The organism is Azonexus sp. R2A61, from assembly GCF_021401135.1.
In the GTDB taxonomy this organism is placed as follows: Bacteria; Pseudomonadota; Gammaproteobacteria; order Burkholderiales; family Rhodocyclaceae; genus Azonexus.
On record NZ_JACBFO010000001.1, the window covers coordinates 61,526 to 78,309 of the forward strand.

Annotated in this window: 12 protein-coding genes; 9 read left to right on the forward strand and 3 right to left on the reverse strand. The window is 63.4% G+C overall.

The genetic code is table 11. The features are described from left to right. The first annotated feature begins 12 nt into the window (after window positions 1-12). Genes L0962_RS00300 through L0962_RS00340 form a run of 9 tightly spaced genes read left to right on the forward strand, consistent with a single transcriptional unit; the run spans window position 13 to window position 12,132 of the window. On the forward strand, window positions 13-573 hold the full coding sequence (locus tag L0962_RS00300; protein WP_234081895.1) for a chemotaxis protein CheW: 561 nt from the start codon (window positions 13-15) through the stop codon (window positions 571-573). After that, a complete protein-coding gene (locus tag L0962_RS00305; protein ID WP_234081897.1) occupies window positions 566-1,168 on the forward strand; it encodes a chemotaxis protein CheD in 603 nt (200 codons plus the stop codon). The genes L0962_RS00300 and L0962_RS00305 overlap by 8 nt, the downstream gene beginning before the upstream one ends. Beyond that, window positions 1,168-1,977 carry a protein-glutamate O-methyltransferase CheR gene (locus L0962_RS00310; RefSeq protein WP_234081904.1) on the forward strand — a complete coding sequence of 270 codons (810 nt, stop codon included), beginning with the start codon at window positions 1,168-1,170 and terminating at the stop codon, window positions 1,975-1,977. The genes L0962_RS00305 and L0962_RS00310 overlap by 1 nt, the downstream gene beginning before the upstream one ends. Before the next feature lie 11 nt (window positions 1,978-1,988). Continuing rightward, entirely contained in the window at window positions 1,989-3,077 is a 1,089-nt protein-coding gene (locus L0962_RS00315) for a chemotaxis response regulator protein-glutamate methylesterase (RefSeq protein ID WP_367398014.1), read from the forward strand. Between the two features lie 17 nt (window positions 3,078-3,094). Beyond that, on the forward strand, window positions 3,095-6,040 hold the full coding sequence (locus L0962_RS00320) for an EAL domain-containing protein (protein ID WP_234081920.1): 2,946 nt from the start codon (window positions 3,095-3,097) through the stop codon (window positions 6,038-6,040). Further along, window positions 6,040-8,262 carry a PAS domain S-box protein gene (locus L0962_RS00325; protein ID WP_234081926.1) on the forward strand — a complete coding sequence of 741 codons (2,223 nt, stop codon included), beginning with the start codon at window positions 6,040-6,042 and terminating at the stop codon, window positions 8,260-8,262. Before L0962_RS00320 ends, L0962_RS00325 begins: the two co-directional genes overlap by 1 nt. Next, complete coding sequence (locus tag L0962_RS00330; RefSeq protein WP_234081934.1) at window positions 8,259-9,575, forward strand: HD domain-containing phosphohydrolase; 1,317 nt, start codon at window positions 8,259-8,261, stop codon at window positions 9,573-9,575. Before L0962_RS00325 ends, L0962_RS00330 begins: the two co-directional genes overlap by 4 nt. After that, complete coding sequence (locus L0962_RS00335; protein ID WP_234081937.1) at window positions 9,572-10,138, forward strand: response regulator; 567 nt, start codon at window positions 9,572-9,574, stop codon at window positions 10,136-10,138. Before L0962_RS00330 ends, L0962_RS00335 begins: the two co-directional genes overlap by 4 nt. An 11-nt stretch (window positions 10,139-10,149) precedes the next feature. Further along, the gene (locus L0962_RS00340; protein ID WP_234081944.1) at window positions 10,150-12,132 is read left to right on the forward strand and encodes a bacteriohemerythrin; all 1,983 of its coding nucleotides are present in this window, start codon (window positions 10,150-10,152) and stop codon (window positions 12,130-12,132) included. On the opposite strand, the gene L0962_RS00345 is transcribed toward L0962_RS00340, so the two are convergent. The 3 genes from L0962_RS00345 to L0962_RS00355 all read right to left on the reverse strand — a co-directional run bounded on the left by L0962_RS00345 (window position 12,108) and on the right by L0962_RS00355 (window position 16,764). Continuing rightward, window positions 12,108-13,178 carry a GGDEF domain-containing protein gene (locus L0962_RS00345; protein ID WP_234081951.1) on the reverse strand — a complete coding sequence of 357 codons (1,071 nt, stop codon included), beginning with the start codon at window positions 13,176-13,178 and terminating at the stop codon, window positions 12,108-12,110. The two genes, L0962_RS00340 and L0962_RS00345, sit on opposite strands and share 25 nt — an antisense overlap. A gap of 158 nt (window positions 13,179-13,336) precedes the next feature. Continuing rightward, window positions 13,337-14,974 carry an electron transfer flavoprotein-ubiquinone oxidoreductase gene (locus L0962_RS00350; protein WP_234081964.1) on the reverse strand — a complete coding sequence of 546 codons (1,638 nt, stop codon included), beginning with the start codon at window positions 14,972-14,974 and terminating at the stop codon, window positions 13,337-13,339. A gap of 11 nt (window positions 14,975-14,985) precedes the next feature. After that, window positions 14,986-16,764 (reverse strand): acyl-CoA dehydrogenase C-terminal domain-containing protein, encoded by a 1,779-nt coding sequence (locus tag L0962_RS00355; protein WP_234081972.1) that lies wholly within the window; start codon window positions 16,762-16,764, stop codon window positions 14,986-14,988. Between the last annotated feature and the right edge of the window lie 20 nt (window positions 16,765-16,784).

The following is a 16,784-nucleotide window of genomic DNA, read 5'->3' on the forward strand; positions in this document are numbered from 1 at the left end:
GAGCCGATCACCATGGGACAAGTCGAAGCAGCCCGCAAAGCGCCGGCCGCCGTCGCGGGCGGCGATGCACCGCAGCAGTACCTGACCTTCCTGCTCGGCGGCGAGATGTTTGCCGTCGCCATCCTCAACGTCAAGGAAATCATCGAGTTCGGGACGCTCACCGAAATTCCGATGATGCCGCCCTTCATCCGCGGCGTCATCAACCTGCGCGGTGCGGTCGTACCGGTCATCGACCTGTCCTGTCGCTTCGGCGGCAAGGCTACCGAAGTCGCCCGGCGGACCTGCATCGTCATCGTCGAACTTGAACAGGACGGCACGCACCACGACATCGGCGTGATGGTCGACGCCGTCTCCGAGGTCCTCGAGATTGCCGCTGCCGACATCGAGCCGGCCCCGGCTTTCGGCGCCCGCATCCGCACCGATTTCATTTCCGGCATGGGCAAGGTGGGCGGCAAGTTCGTCATCATCCTCGATGTCGTCCGCGTCCTGTCCATCGAGGAAATCGCCCTTCTCTCCCAAGTCGCCGACACCCCGGAGCCTTCGTTCGCCGATCAACCGCCCGGCGATGCCTGACTATGCGACCCTCCCGGCCCGGGAGATCGAGCGTCTGGCTTTCAGCATCGGCCCCGGCGAATGGTCGGTGCAGAGCGAGCGGCCGATCTCGACGCTGCTGGGTTCGTGCATCTCGCTCTGCCTGTACGACGCTGCCCTGCCGCTGGCCGGCATGAATCATTTCATGCTGCCGCAGATGAAGCAGAGCCCCCATGCCGACGAAGACATCCTGCTGGCCGGCGATGCCTGCATGGAAGCCCTGCTCAACGCGATGTTGCAGCGGGGCGGTGCCAAACACCGGATGCGCGCCAAGATCTTCGGTGGCGGGGCAGTCATCGATGCCGGCGGCAGCGGCATGCTGACGGTCGGCGCGCGCAACACCGATTTCGCCAAGGAATGGCTGGCCCGCGAGCAGATTCCGCTGATCGCCGCCGATTGCCTCGGCCCATGGTCGCGCAAGGTGCTGTTCGTCCCGGCGACCGGCGACGCCTACTGCAAGCGGGTCACCGCCAGCCTGGTCAACCGCGAGTTCCTGGAGCGCGAGATGCGAGCCTACCAGGCGGCCCAGCGCGCGCAGCCGAACACTGTCGGCGATAGAAAGATCGAACTTTTCTGATGAACCAGTCCGCGATTACCGACCAGGAATTCAGCATGTTCCAGCGGCTGATCCACAAGATCGCCGGCATCAGCCTATCCGACGCCAAGAAAGTCCTGCTCGTCGGCCGTCTGCAGAAGCGCCTGCGGGTGCACGGTCTGGAAAACTTTTCCCAGTATTACCGGATGCTCGCCGGCGGACAGCATCCGCAAGAACTGCAGACGATGGTCGACCTGCTGACCACCAACGAGACCTATTTCTTCCGCGAAGCGCAGCACTTCCGCTTCCTGTGCGACGAAATCCTGCCGCAGCATCGGCGTACCGGCCGCTTCCGCGTCTGGAGCGCGGCCAGCTCCAGCGGCGAAGAAGCCTACACGCTGGCCATGCTGCTCGCCGAACATCTGCCCGGCGTTCCCTGGGAAATCGTCGGCTCCGACATTTCGACCCAGGTGCTCGACAAGGCCAGGGCCGGCCACTATCCGCTCGAACGCATCGACGGCATCCCGCCTGAATTCCTGCGCAAGTACTGCCTGAAAGGGGTGCGGGCGCAGACCGGCACCTTCCTGGTCCAGCAGTCGTTGCGCGAGCGGGTCGCCTTCCGCCAGATCAACCTGACCTTGCCGGTCGCCGACGACATCGGGCAATTCGAAGTCATCTTCCTGCGCAACGTGATGATCTATTTCGATATCGACACCAAGCGCAAGGTGGTCGAAAATCTGTTACCGAAGCTGTTGCCGGGCGGTCACTTCATCATCGGCCATTCGGAAACATTGAACGGCATCGCTTCGGGACTGCGGCAGGTCAGGCCGACCATCTATCGCAAAGACTGAACATCATGGCAATACCCGGGAAAATCAAGGTCATGATCGTCGACGACTCGGCGCTGGTCCGCCAGGTCATCAGCCAGCGCCTCGCCCGCGAACCGGACATCGAGGTGATCGCCACGGCAGCCGACCCGCTGTTCGCCATCGACAAGCTGCGCCAGGCCTGGCCGGACGTGTTGATCGTGGACATCGAGATGCCGCGTGTCGATGGCATCTCCTTCCTGCGCAAGATCATGACCGAACGTCCGACACCGGTGATCATCTGCTCCTCGCTCGCCGAGAGCGGCGCCCAGGTCACTTTCGACGCGCTATCGGCCGGTGCGGTAACGATCATCAACAAACCCAAGGCCGGTCTGAAGTCATTTCTCGAAGACGCGTCGACCGACATCGTGCAGGCCGTACGTAGCGCGGCCAAGGCCAACCTGCGCGCGCTGCCGCGCGGCACTGCTGCGGTCAACGCCGGCCCGCGGGTAAAAATGCCAAACGACGTCCCGCCCGCAGCGAAGTCGAATTCTCTGGGCCGGACCACCGATCAGTTGATCGCCATCGGCACCTCGACCGGCGGCACCCAGGCGCTGGAACACATCCTGACCCGGCTGCCGGGGACCACGCTAGGCATCGTCATCGTCCAGCACATGCCGGAAAAGTTCACCGCACTGTTCGCCGAACGACTCAACGGCCTGTGCGACATCGAGGTCCGCGAGGCGCGCGACGGCGATCGCATCGTTCCCGGCCGCGCGCTGATCGCCCCGGGCGGCCGGCACATGGCGGTCAAACGCAGCGGCGGCCAATACCTGGTGGAGGTGATGGACGGCCCGCTGGTCAATCGACACAAGCCTTCGGTAGACGTCCTGTTCCGCTCGGTCGCCCGACATGCCGGCAACAACGCGCTGGGCATCATCATGACCGGCATGGGCGATGACGGCGCCCGGGGTATCCGCGAAATGCGCGATGCCGGCGCCCGCACCATCGCCCAGGACGAAGCCAGCTGCGTCGTCTTCGGCATGCCGGCAGAAGCCATCAAACTCGGCGCAATCGATGAAATCATGCCGCTCGACCGGATCGCCGGCGCCATCGTCGAGCACACCCGGAAACACGCAAGCTGAGCGACGAGATCAACCCGATGCCGGCCCCCGCCCCCACCAAACGCCCTCGCCCCCTGGTTCTCGCCGTCGATGACCAACCGGCGAACCTGGCCGTCGCCAGCGCCATGCTGGAAGACCTCGAGGTCGACGTTCTGACCGCTGCCAATGGCCCATCCGCCCTGAGCATCGCTGCCGAAACGCAGCCCGACCTGATCCTGCTCGACATCATGATGCCCGGCATGGACGGCCACGCCGTTTTCGAACAACTGCGCGCTTCGCCGGGGACCCGCGACATTCCGGTGATCTTCGTCAGTGCGCTGGACTCCCCGGACGACCAGTTCGCCGGCCTGCACGAAGGGGCCGTGGACTACATCACCAAGCCGATCAAGGCCAATCTGTTCCGGGTGCGGGTTCAGAACCAGCTGGCGCTGAAGTTTGCACGCGACCGGCTGGCCGCCCAGAACGCCGAACTGGAGCGCGAAGTCGAAAACCGTGTCCGCGAAAATTCCCGGCTTTCCACCAGCCTCCAGATGGCCCTGACGGCCGCCGGTCAGGGGACCTGGGAATATCGCCCGGACAACGGCTGTATTCACTGGGATCAGGAATTCCTGAAAATCCTCGGTCTACCGCAAGTCCCGGAAAATTTCGACGATAGCCTGCGGCTTGTTCACCCGGAGGACCAGCAGATACTCCAGCAACTGTTTGCCCAGGCCCTGCCCGATGCCGGCAGGGCTGCCGTCTGCGAGTTCCGCATGCAGCATGCCGACGGACGCTGGATCTGGCTGGAAGGCCGGGGCAAGATCGTGCCCGACGATCACGACGGCAAACGCATCCTCGGCACGATCACCGACATCAGTCTGCGCAAGCAGGCCGAAATCGAGGAGCGCCTGTCGTCCGCCGTGTTTACCGGGATCAGCGATGGCGTGTGCATCACCGATCCTCAGGGGCGGGTTTTGATGGTGAATGAAGCCTTCGTACGCAGCACCGGTTACCCGACCAGCGAAATCGTCGGCCGGGAAATGGACTGCCTGCGTTCCGGCCTGCACGCCGACGAGTTCTACCGGGACATCTGGCAAACGCTGGCCCGCCACGGCAACTGGCAGGGGGAAATCACCAACCGCCGCAAGGACGGCGAATTGATCAGCGAATGGCTGAACATTTCGGCCGTCCGCGACTCGCTCGGCCGGCTCACCCACTACGTCGGCATCTACAGCGACCTGTCGGAACGCAAGGCTGCCCTGGAACGCATCCAGTACCTGTCCAGCCACGACCACCTGACCGGCCTGCCCAATCGCAACCTGCTTGCCGACCGCCTGAGCCAGGCCCTGATCAACGCCCACCGTTTCGAACGTCAGACGGCAGTCATCCTGCTCGACATCAACCGTTTCCGGAGCATCAACGAAACGCTGGGACCGCCGGTCGGCGATCGGCTGCTCGGCGAAGTCGCCAGCCGCTTGCAGGGGCAGATCCGCGACGGCGATACGATGGGACGTCGTGGCGGCAACGAATTCGGCTTCATCATGGCCAACCTCAGCCATGAGCGCGACGCCATCGCCCTGGTCCAGCATCTCCTTGACGCGCTCGCCGAACCTTTCGAGATCGAAGGCCAGGCCGTCGTACTGACCGCCAGCATCGGCGTCAGCCTGGCACCGCGCGACGGCAACGATGCCGCGACGCTGCTGCGGACGGCGGATACGGCACTGGCCCGGGCCAAACAGGCGGGGCGCAACACCTTCCGTTTCTACTCACCGGAAATGGATGCCGATGCCGCCCGCCGGATGGCGCTGGAGGCCGCCTTGCAACACGCCGTGGATCGCGGCGAACTGAGCCTGGCTTATCAACCCCAGGTGAGCCTGGACAGCGGCCGGCTGATCGGCATGGAAGCGCTGTTGCGCTGGCAGCATCCGGAGTTCGGGCAAATTTCCCCGGCCGAATTCATTCCGCTGGCCGAGGACAACGGACAGATCGTTGCACTGGGCAAATGGGTGCTCGCCAGCGCCTGCCGCCAGACCAAGCGCTGGCTGGACCTCGGCCTGATTACCAACCTGCGGGTTGCGGTCAACCTGTCCACACGTCAATTCCGCCAGGCCGACCTGCCCGATACCGTGAGCCGGATTCTCGAGGAAACCGGCCTGCCGCCGGCGGCACTGGAACTGGAAATCACCGAAAATGCCTTCATCGAAGATCTCGATACGGCCATCGCCACCTGCCGGACGCTGAAGAAACTCGGCATCAAGCTGTCGCTCGACGATTTCGGTACTGGCTATTCATCGCTCTCCTACGTTTCGCGATTTCCCTTCGACAAGATCAAGATCGACCAGAGTTTCGTCCGCGACATCATCGAAAACCCGGTCAACGCGGCGATCGCCACGTCGGCCATCGTGATGGCGCGCAGCCTGAATCTGGCTGTCCTCGCCGAAGGCGTCGAAACCGAAGCCCAGGCCAATTTCCTGCGCGGGCGACGCTGCGACGCGATTCAAGGCTTCCTGTTCAGCCGACCGCTGGCCCCCGAAGCCTTCGAACAGTTGCTGGCCGGCCGGCCGACACTCAAGCTGGTCGAAACGGTCCAACAACAGACGCCGACGCTGCTGCTGGTCGATGACGAACCCAATGTGCTGAATGCGTTGTCCCGGCTGCTGCGCCGGGAAGGCTACCGGATATTCACGGCGACGACGCCGAGCGCCGCTTTCGAACAACTGGCGCAGCACGCCGTACAGGTCATCATCTCGGACCAGCGCATGCCGGAAATGTCGGGTACCGAGTTCCTGTCGCGCGTCCGCCAGCTGTATCCGGATACGATCCGCATCGTGCTGACCGGCTACACCGACCTCGACTCGGTCACCAATGCGATCAATCACGGCGCCATCTACAAGTTCCTGACCAAGCCCTGGGACGACGATCTGCTGCGCGAGCAGATCCGCGAAGCCTTTCGCCTGATCAAGGCACAGCTGATCGATCGTCGCGACGATGGGGAAAAGCCCTGATGCCCCAGGCCGACGCGATTCTGGTCCTGACCTGCGTCGCCGTGCTGGCCTTCGGTGCCCGTATCGCCTGGCGCTTGCGCCAGGAACGTTCGCGCTTCCGGGCCATCTTCGACTCCGCACCGGTCGGCATGGCCCAGTCCTCCGCCCAGCAGCGCTGGATCGAGGTCAATCCGGCACTCGCCAGGATGCTGGGCTATCCCCGGGAACAGTTGATCGGCCGGGCCTGGAACGAACTGACCCATCCCGACGACCGGCGCGTCAATCAGGCTCTGTTCGACGCGGTGCTGCGTGGCGAACGCGATGAATACACGCTGGAAAAGCGCTTCTGGCGGGCCGACGGCAATATCCTGCTGGTCAGTCTGACGGCCCGCGCAGTGCGCAAGCCGGGCGGCGATGTCGACTATCTGGCGGTGGTGATTCAGGACATCACGCAACAAACACAGACCGAAAAGCAATTCGCCCGCCAGGTGGACCGTTCGGCGCTGCTGCTCGAACTGCCCCACCAGGGCGAGCACATCGATGAAAAAGGCTTGATGCAGTATGCCCTCGAACGGGCCGAGCACCTGACCGACAGCCGGATCGGCTTCATGCACCTGATCGACGACGATGCCCGCGACATCGAGTTGGTCGCCTGGTCGCGCAACACGCTGGAGAAATACTGCCAGGCCAGCGCCGCCAGTCACTATCTGCTGGCCGAGGCCGGCATCTGGGCCAATGCGGTGCGCGAACAGCGGCCGATCGTGGTCAACGATTACCCGCACGAACCGACGGCGCACGGCTTGCCCGAAGGACATTCCCCGCTCTCCCGCCTGCTCTGCGTACCGGTACTCGACAACGGCGTCGTGCGCATGGTGGCCGGTCTCGGCAACAAGGACGACGCCTACAACGGCTACGACGTCGAGACACTGCAACTGATCGCCAACGAAACCTGGCGCATCGTCCGGCGACAGCGGGCCGACAACGCGCTGCGGCTGGCCATGCAGGTCGTCAATGCCAGCCCGGTCGTCTGCTTCCGCTGGCTGGCCGGCAACGGCTGGCCGGTGGCCTTCGTCTCGGACAACGTCCGGCAATGGGGCTACACGCCGGCACAACTGCTGGCCGGCGCACCGGGGTTTGCCAGCATCGTGCACCCCGACGACCTGCAGCGCATCGCCGACGAAGTGCTGCAGCAAACGGCCGAGGGCAAGGACGAAGTGGAACGGGAATACCGTCTGCTGACGGCTGAAAACCGGGTCATCTGGGTTGTCGACCGGACCAAGATCACCCGCGACGGGCTGGGCCTGCCGATGTACTTCGACGGCGTGCTGACCGACATCAGCGACCGCAAGAAGCAACAGCTGCAACTGGCCGACACGCTGGACGAGCAGCGGCAGCTGAACCGGCGGCTGGAAGAAGCCAACAACCAGTTGCTGCAATCCGAGAAGATGGCCTCGATCGGCCAGCTGGCCGCCGGCATCGCCCACGAGCTGAACAATCCGATCGGTTTCGTGCATTCCAATCTGGGCACGCTGGACAGCTACCTGCACGACCTGATGGCCCTGATCGATGCCTATCAGGCTGCGGTCGACGCCCAGGGCGAAGCATTTTCCCAGCGCACCTCGCTGGCCCAGATGCGCGAGGAGCGCGATTTCGAGTTCGTCCGCGACGACATCTTCAAGCTACTGGCCGAATCCAAGGACGGCCTGAGCCGGGTGGGCAAGATCGTTCAGGACCTGAAGACCTTCTCACGCGTCGGCGAGCAGGAATGGCAGGAGGCCGACCTGCATCAGGGCATCGACTCGACACTGAACATCGTCTGGAACGAACTCAAGTACAAATGCCGGATCGTCAAGGAGTACGGCGACCTGCCGGCGGTTTTCTGCCTGATCTCGCAACTCAACCAGGTGTTCATGAACCTGCTGGTAAACGCCGGCCACGCGATCGAGGACAAAGGCACGATCACCATCCGCACCCGGCGCCTCGACGGCGAGCGGGTCAGCATAGAGATTTCCGACACCGGCAGCGGCATCGCCCGGGAAAACCTGCGCCGCATCTTCGAGCCCTTCTTCACGACCAAGCCGGTCGGCAAGGGAACCGGCCTCGGGCTGTCCGTTTCGTACAGCATCGTGCAGCGCCATCACGGTCGTATCGAGGTGGATAGCGAACCTGGCCGCGGCACAACGTTCAGGGTTATCCTGCCCATACACCCACCACCGGATGCAGCACAGGAGAGCGCATCATGAGCGAGACGACCGAGGCCCCGGGCCTGCTGCTGGTCGACGACGAAGCGAACATCCTCTCGGCCCTGCGCCGCCTGTTCCGCCCCCACGGCTATCGCATCTTCACCGCCGAAAGCGGGACTGCCGGGCTGGAGCTGCTCGACCGGGAAAGCATCGATCTGGTGATCTCCGACATGCGCATGCCGGAGATGGATGGCGCGACCTTTCTGAAGCAGGTCCGCGAGCGACGCCCCGCGGTCATGCGCATCCTGTTGACCGGCTATGCCGACATCACCTCCACGGTCGCCGCGATCAACGAAGGCGAAATCTATCGCTACATCGCCAAGCCCTGGAACGACAACGAAGTGCTGACGGTCGTCCGCGAAGCGCTCGACCGTCAGCGACTGGAAAGCGAAAACCGTCGGCTGACCGCATTGACCCAGGCCCAGAACGAGGAACTGAAGACGCTCAACGCCGGCCTCGAACACAAGGTCGCCGAGCGCACCGCCGAATTGCGTCAGGCGCTCGCCTTCGTCGAACAGGCACATGGAGAACTGAAGAAGTCCTTCCTGACCAGCGTCCAGGTATTCGCCGGCCTGATCGAACTGCGCAGCGGCCCGGCCGGCAAGCCACTGGCCGGCCACGGCCGGCGCGTCGCCGAACTCGCCCGGCAGCTCGGGCAACGCATGGGACTGAGCGAAGCCGATGGACAAAACCTGATGCTGGCCGGACTGCTGCACGATATCGGCAAACTCGGCCTGCCCGACGAACTGCTCGGCAAACCCTACAACACGCTGACCGGCGAACAACGCGCCCGGGTAATGAAACATCCGCTGGTCGGCCAGAACCTGCTGATCGGCATCGACCGCTTCAAGGACGCGGCACTGCTCGTCCGGCACCACCACGAGTGCTACGACGGCAACGGCTATCCGGACCGCCTGGCCGGCATCGCCATCCCGCTCGGCGCCCGCCTGCTCGCCGTGGTCAACGACTACGATGCGCTGCAGGTCGGCACGCTGGTCCAGCGGCCGCTGAAGGCCCAGGAAGCGCTCGATTTCCTGATCGAGAACCGCGGCAAGCGCTACGACCCTGCTGCGGTCGACGCCTTCGTCACGATGATTTCCGAAACCCTGCGCAACGAACCGGTCGAACTGCCGCTGCGCACCATGCACCTGAAACCGGGCATGCTGGTCAGCCGCGATCTGCTGCATCGCGACGGCTACCTTCTGCTGGCCACCGGCAGCACGCTCAACGCCGACATCATCGGACAGCTGATCCGGCTCGAACAGGTCGAACAACACAATCTTACGGTCTACATCCGCCAGGAGGGAAAATGAGCCGCATCCTGATCGTCGATGACGAAGCCTCCATCCTCAAATCATTGCAGCGCCTGCTGCGCCACGCGCCCTGCAGCTACGGCAACCAGCACTTCCCGCTGGAAGTGGTGACCACCACGTCGGCACACGAAGCCCTCGCCTTCGCGCACCAGGACGATTTCGACCTGTTCATCAGCGACTACCGCATGCCGGAGATGGATGGCGTCGAATTCCTCAAGGCCGCCAAGGCCATCCAGCCCGATGCGGCGCGCCTGATCCTGTCCGGCTATGCCGACCTGAACGCCCTGCTGCGGGCGGTCAACGAAGTCGGGATCGAGCGCTTCATCGCCAAGCCGTGGAACGATTACGAGTTGCTGTCGGCGATCGGCCAGGCGCTGGCACACCGCAACCTGCAACGGGAGAATCGCCAGTTGGCCGACCTCGTCCGTCTGGAAATGGGCGACAAATCGGCCGAAGAGCTCGAAGCCGAACGCCTGGAACGGATCGAACCGGGCATCACGCACGTCGACTGGGGGCCGGACGGTTCGGTGGTACTCGATCCCGATCTGCTCAAGGACGATTGAACGGATCGGCCATGGACGCCTTCGTCTGGGACGAACGCTACGAAACCGGTGAACGTGACGTCGATGCCGAGCACCGGGAACTGGTCAGGCTGATCAACGAACTGCCGGCGCTGATCTCCAGCCAGGCCGACGCGACCGACATCGCCCGCGTGCTCGATCGTCTGATCGCCTATGCCGCGGAACATTTCGCCAACGAGGAAGCGCTGATGGCCGCCGCCGGTTGCGATCCGGCTTTCTGCGCCAGACACGCCGCGGTGCATCGGGAATTTGCCGACAAGGTCGGCGAGATGCGTCATGCGCCGGCCAACAGCGGTGAGCTGGAATACCTGCTCAATTTCCTGACCAGTTGGCTGGCCCAGCACATTCTCGGCATGGACAAGTCGATGGGTCGGCAGATCGCCCGCATGCGGGCCGGCGCCACGGCGGGCGAGGCCTGGGCCGAAGAGGAAAAACTGCGTGCCGATCCGGCCACGGCCAGCCTGCTTGAGGCGATGGGTTCGCTGTATCGCATCATCAGCCAGCGCAACGACGCGTTGAGCGCCCTCAACCGGGAGCTCGAATCCCGCGTTGCCGAACGCACGCTCGCCCTTCAGGAAAGCAACCGGAAGCTGCTCGAATCGGAACATCGGCGAGCGACGGAAGCCCGCCGTCACCTGCAGCGCTTCCTGTCGCAGATCATCGATGGCGATCCGGTGCCCACGCTGGTGATCGACGAAAACCACCGCATCACGCACTGGAACCGGGCCTGCGCGACAATCAGCGGCCTGCCCGCCGAACGGATGATCGGCACCAACGAACAATGGCGAGCCTTTTACCCGTCCGCCCGGCCGATCATGGCGGATCTGATCGTGGACGGCAGCCTGAGCGTACATTTCAGCACCTACTACCAGGATAACCATCGCCGCTCCGACACCATTCCCGATGCCTACGAAGCGGAGGATTTCTTTCCCGAGCTGGGCGACGACGGCATGTGGCTGTACTTCACCGCAGCCCCTTTGCGCGACGCCAACGGACGCATCATCGGCGCCATCGAAACCCTGCAGAACGTGACCGCCCGGCACCGGGCGCAGCAGGCACTACTCGACCATCAGGCACAGCTCGAAACCCAGGTGGCCACCCGTACCGCCGAACTGGCCGAGGCCAACCGGAAACTGGCCCGCGAACAGGCCGAACTGACGCAATTGTTGCGCCGCGTCGAAGATACGCAACAGCAGTTGCTGCAGTCCGAAAAAATGGCCGCGATCGGCCAGCTCGCGGCCGGCGTGGCTCACGAAATCAACAACCCGGTCGGCTTCGTCAATTCCAACCTCGGCATGCTGAAGACCTATGCCGGACAGTTGCTGACGCTGATCGACGCCTACGAGCAGGGCGACACGGCATGCCTAGAACAAGCCCGCAAGGCGGCCGATCTGGACTTCCTGCGCCAGGACCTGCCGGCCCTGCTCGCCGAATCACAGGACGGCCTGAACCGGGTAACCCGCATCATCCAGGACCTCAAGGACTTTTCCCGGGTCGATCAGGCCGAGCGCCAGCGGGCGGACCTCAATGCGGCGCTGGAAAGCACGCTCAATGTCGTCCGCAACGAAATCAAGTACAAGGCCGATGTGACCCTCGCGCTCGCTCCCTTGCCGGAAGTCGATTGCTATCCGGCGCAGATCAACCAGGTATTCATGAACCTGCTGGTGAACGCGGCACAGGCGATTCCGGAACGCGGCAGGATTTTCGTCCGTTCGGGCGTCGACCGCGATCGTGTCTGGTTCGAGATCGAAGACACCGGCACCGGCATGAGCGAGGAAACCCGTCGCCGCATCTTCGATCCTTTCTTCACCACCAAGCCGGTCGGCAAAGGCACCGGGCTGGGCCTGTCGATTTCCTACGACATCGTGGTCAAGAAACACGGCGGATCGCTCGACGTAAGCAGCACGCCCGGCGAGGGCAGCTGCTTCCGCATCGAGCTGCCGGTTACGCGTCAGAACAATTCGGCTTCGCCGTAACTGGGATTCGGGAAAACGCCGCTTTCCACCAGTTCGTGGAAGTCGTACACCCGGTTGCGGCCATCCTGCTTGGCCTGGTAAAGGCTACGGTCGGCACGGCTGAGCACCTCGACCGGCAGGATCGATGGATCGACCTCGGCGTAACCGGCGCTGACGGTCAACTTCTCGACTCGCGGGAAAATGTGCGCCTCGATGGCCAGCCTGACGCGCTCGAAGACATTGCGGGCGATCGATTCGTTTTCTGCCGAAATGATCGCAACGAACTCCTCGCCACCGTAGCGATAAAGCAGATCGGTCGACCGAAAGGTCGCCTGCATCAGGCGCGAGACCAGCAACAGCACTTCGTCGCCGACCATGTGGCCGAACGTGTCGTTGATGCGTTTGAAGTGATCGATGTCGATCACCGCCAGCCAGAACTTCGACGGTAGCTGACTGCGTCGCCCGGCCTCCCGCTCCTGATAGGCATCGGGGCGAGCCATCGCCGACCAGATGCGCTCGAAGTTGTTCTCCAGCGCCTGGCGGTTGAGCAGGCCGGTCAGCCGGTCGCGCTGACTGACATCGAGCAGGGAATAGTAATTGGTGAAGACTTCGAGCACGCCGCGAATCATCGCGTCCTCGCTCGGCGAGACTTCGCGGTCGCGGCGGAACACGAAGTATCCGCGCAGGTCGTCCCCGCCCAGCAGCGGGTAGGCGATCAGGAACTCGTTGTCGATCGTCCGTGTACAAGGCTTGCCGAGCAAGCGGACGTTTTCGGTCAACACGATGACGTCGGGGTCAACCTCGGTGGACAACGAAATTTCCTCGATCCGTTCAACCATCCGCGCCACACCATCGGCCTCGACAACCTTGGAACGGTGGTAATGAATGACCCGGACCAGCAACAGGCCATCGTCCAGCCGATACAGCGAGGTATCGAGTACCCCGAGCAAAGGCCCGAGCGTACGCAACAGACTCTGTTCAAGCAGTTCGGTATCCCGGATCGAAGTCATCGCGCCAAGCTTGCCCAGCAAACCAGGGACGCGGACCGCACCGGAGGGATTCAACATGCGCATCGCAACAAGCAATCTATTACCAAAGCCATATATTACCGCGGACCGATACGCCCATTACATAAAATGAAGGTAAAAAAAACGGGGCCATACGGCCCCGCGAAGGGAAAGAGACTGCCGGATTGCTGTTCTCCCTGGTCTCTTCCGCAGAGTGATCACATGTTCGGGTAATTCGGCCCGCCACCGCCTTCCGGTACCTGCCAATCGATATTCTGCGTCGGGTCCTTGATGTCGCAGGTCTTGCAGTGCAGGCAGTTCTGGGCATTGATCTGCAGGCGCGGCGCCCCCTCTGCCTCACCGAGAATCTCGTACACGCCGGCCGGGCAATAACGGGTTTCGGGCGAACCGAACTTCACGTAATTCACGTCGATCGCCACGGCCGGATTGCGCAAGCGCAAGTGGCAGGGTTGATTTTCCTCGTGGTTGGTCGACGACAGGAAGACCGACGAAAGGCGGTCGAAAGTCAGCTTGCCATCCGGTTTCGGATAGTCGATCTTCGGATAGCTGCGCTGGTCGGCCAGTTGCGAGTGGTCGTCGTGGTGACGCAGCGTCCACGGCGCCTTGCCGCCGAACAGATAGGTGTCGATCGCACCGTAGGCCAACGCGCCCCACAAGCCCCACTTGAAAGCCGGACGAATGTTGCGCACACGGTACAGCTCGTCCCACAACCAGCTCTGGCGGACACGCTCGCCGTAAGCACCCACTTCGGTACCGGCGCTCTCCTTGCCCAGATGTTCGAAAACCGCCTGCGCGGCCACCAAGCCAGACTCCATGGCCATGTGCGTGCCCTTGATCTTCGGCACGTTGAGGAAACCGGCGGTATCGCCGACCAGCACGCCGCCCGGAAAAGAAAGCTTCGGCACCGACTGGAAGCCGCCCTCCGACAAGGCACGCGCACCATAGGAAATCCGTCGGGCACCATCGAAGTAGCCACGGATCGCCGGATGCGTCTTGTAGCGCTGGAATTCCTCGAACGGCGACAGCCAGGGATTCTTGTAATCGAGACCGATGACAAAACCGACTGCCACCAGATTGTTTTCCAGGTGATACAGGAAAGAACCACCATAGGTATCGGAGGAAAGCGGCCAGCCGGTGGTATGCACGATCAAACCAGGCTGATGCTTGGCCGGGTCGATTTCCCACAATTCCTTGATGCCGATGCCGTAGGTTTGCGGATCGGCGCCATCGCGCAGCTTGAAGCGAGCGAACAATTCCTTGGTCAAGGACCCGCGGCAACCTTCGGCGAAAACGGTCTGCCGGGCATGCAGTTCCATCCCCGGCTGGTAGTTGCCGGTCTGTTCGCCATCCTTGCCGACGCCCATGTCACCGGTCGCCACACCCTTCACCGAGCCATCCTCGTGATAGAGCACTTCAGCAGCGGCAAAACCCGGATAAATCTCGACGCCCAGGGCTTCTGCCTGCTCGGCCAGCCAGCGGCACAGGTTGCCGAGGCTGACGATGTAGTTGCCGTGATTGGCCATCTGCGGCGGCGTCGGCAGCTTGAACGCCCCGCCTTCGGTGAGCAGCAGGAAGCGATCTTCGCCGGCCGGCGTGTTGAGCGGCGCACCGCGCTCCTGCCAGTCGGGGAAGAGCTCGGCCAGCGCGCGCGGTTCGATGACCGCGCCGGACAGGATGTGGGCGCCGATTTCCGAGCCCTTTTCGAGCAGGCAGACAGAAAGCTCGCGGCCGGCCGCCTCGGCCAACTGCTTGAGCTTGATCGCAGTGGTCAGCCCGGATGGGCCGCCACCGACGATCACCACGTCGTATTCCATCGCATCGCGGTCGGTACGCATGGTGGTTTGCCTCAGAACAGGGATTCGTCGAGCGCCAGCGTCGCCGCGGCACCACCGGTGGTTTCCGCCGCATAAGCGGCGGCGAACGGCAACTGGTGGGTGGCGAAATATTCGGCAGTGGCCAGCTTGGCACGGTAGAACGGATCGCTATCGCCGGCGGCGATGCGCTGGGCGGCGATCAGCGCCGAACGGGCCATCAGCCAGCCGCCGACGACGATGCCGGTCAGTTTCAGGAAAGGCACCGAGCCGGCATGCACGGCCTGCGGCTGCTCGCCATAGTTGGCGAGAATCCAGTCGCTTGCGGTCGACAGCGAATTCACGCCGTTTTTCAGGTTGACCGCAATATTCGCCAGCGAGGCGTCGCCGGCCAGTTCGCCGAGCGTCGCTTCGATGTCGGCGAGCATGGCCTTCATCGCCGCCCCCGGCACTTTCTCGCGGGCCAGCTTGCGACCGACCAGATCGTTGGCCTGGATCGCCGTCGTGCCTTCGTAGATGGTGGTGATGCGCGAATCGCGGTAGTACTGCGCCGCACCGGTTTCCTCGACGAAGCCGACGCCGCCGAACACCTGCAGCGCATTCGAGCTGAGTTCGACCCCCTGTTCGGTGCTCCAGCCCTTGACCACCGGCGTCAGCAGGTCGATGCGCGATTGCGCGGCGGCATCGCCGGCGTGCGCCTTGTCGATCTGCACGGCGGCGTAATAGGCCAGCGTGCGCATCGCTTCAGTACGCGACTTGACGTCCATCAGCAGACGGCGCACGTCCGGATGGTGCAGGATCGGTTTCTTGTCGCCGGACTTGTCACCGATGATGGCGCCCTGGATGCGTTCCTTGGCGTACCACAGCGCATGCTGGTAGGCGCGCTCGGCGATGCCGACGCCTTCCAGGCCGACGTTTACGCGGGCGTGGTTCATCATCGTGAACATGTAACCGATGCCCTTGTTCTCTTCACCGATCAGATAGCCGACGGCGCCTTCCTTGTCGCCGTAGGACATCACCGCGGTCGGGCTGCCGTGAATGCCGAGCTTGTGTTCGAGCGACGAACAGATCAGGTCGTTGCGCGCGCCCAGCGAACCGTCGTCGTTGACCAGGAACTTCGGCACCAGGAACAGCGAGATGCCCTTCAGCCCCGGCGGCGCATCCGGCAGACGGGCCAGCACCAGATGAATGATGTTCTCGGCGACGTCGTGCTCGCCCCAGGTGATGAAGATCTTGGTACCGGTGACACGGAAGGTGCCGTCGGCAGCGCGCGTCGCCTTGCTAGCGATCGCCGCCAGATCGGAGCCGGCGTTCGGCTCGGTCAGGTTCATCGTGCCGGTCCACGTCCCCTCGACCATCTTCGGCAGGTACTTCTGCTTCAGTTCGTCGGAAGCGTGGTGGGCAATCGCTTCGACGGCGCCCGAGGTCAGCATCGGGCACAGCGCGAAGGCCATGTTGGCCGATTTCCACATTTCGTTGACTGCCATGGTGACCACCGCCGGCAAGCCCTGACCGCCGAAATCCGGCGAGAAAGGCATGGCGTTCCAGCCGGTTTCGCAGAACAGCTTGTAGGCCTCCTGAAAACCGGGCGAGGTGGTGACCACGCCGTCCTTGACCACGGCGCCCTGGTTGTCGCCATTGCGGTTGATCGGATCGAGCACGCCGGTCGCGAACTTGCCGGCTTCTTCGAGGATGGATTCGACCAGTTCGACCGACATTTCCTCATTGCCCGGCAGGGCGCAGACATCGGCCAGGCCGACCACGTCATTGAGGATGAACTGCATGTCGCGCAGCGGGGCGTTGTATTGACTCATGCCAGGATTCCCTTTCTCTG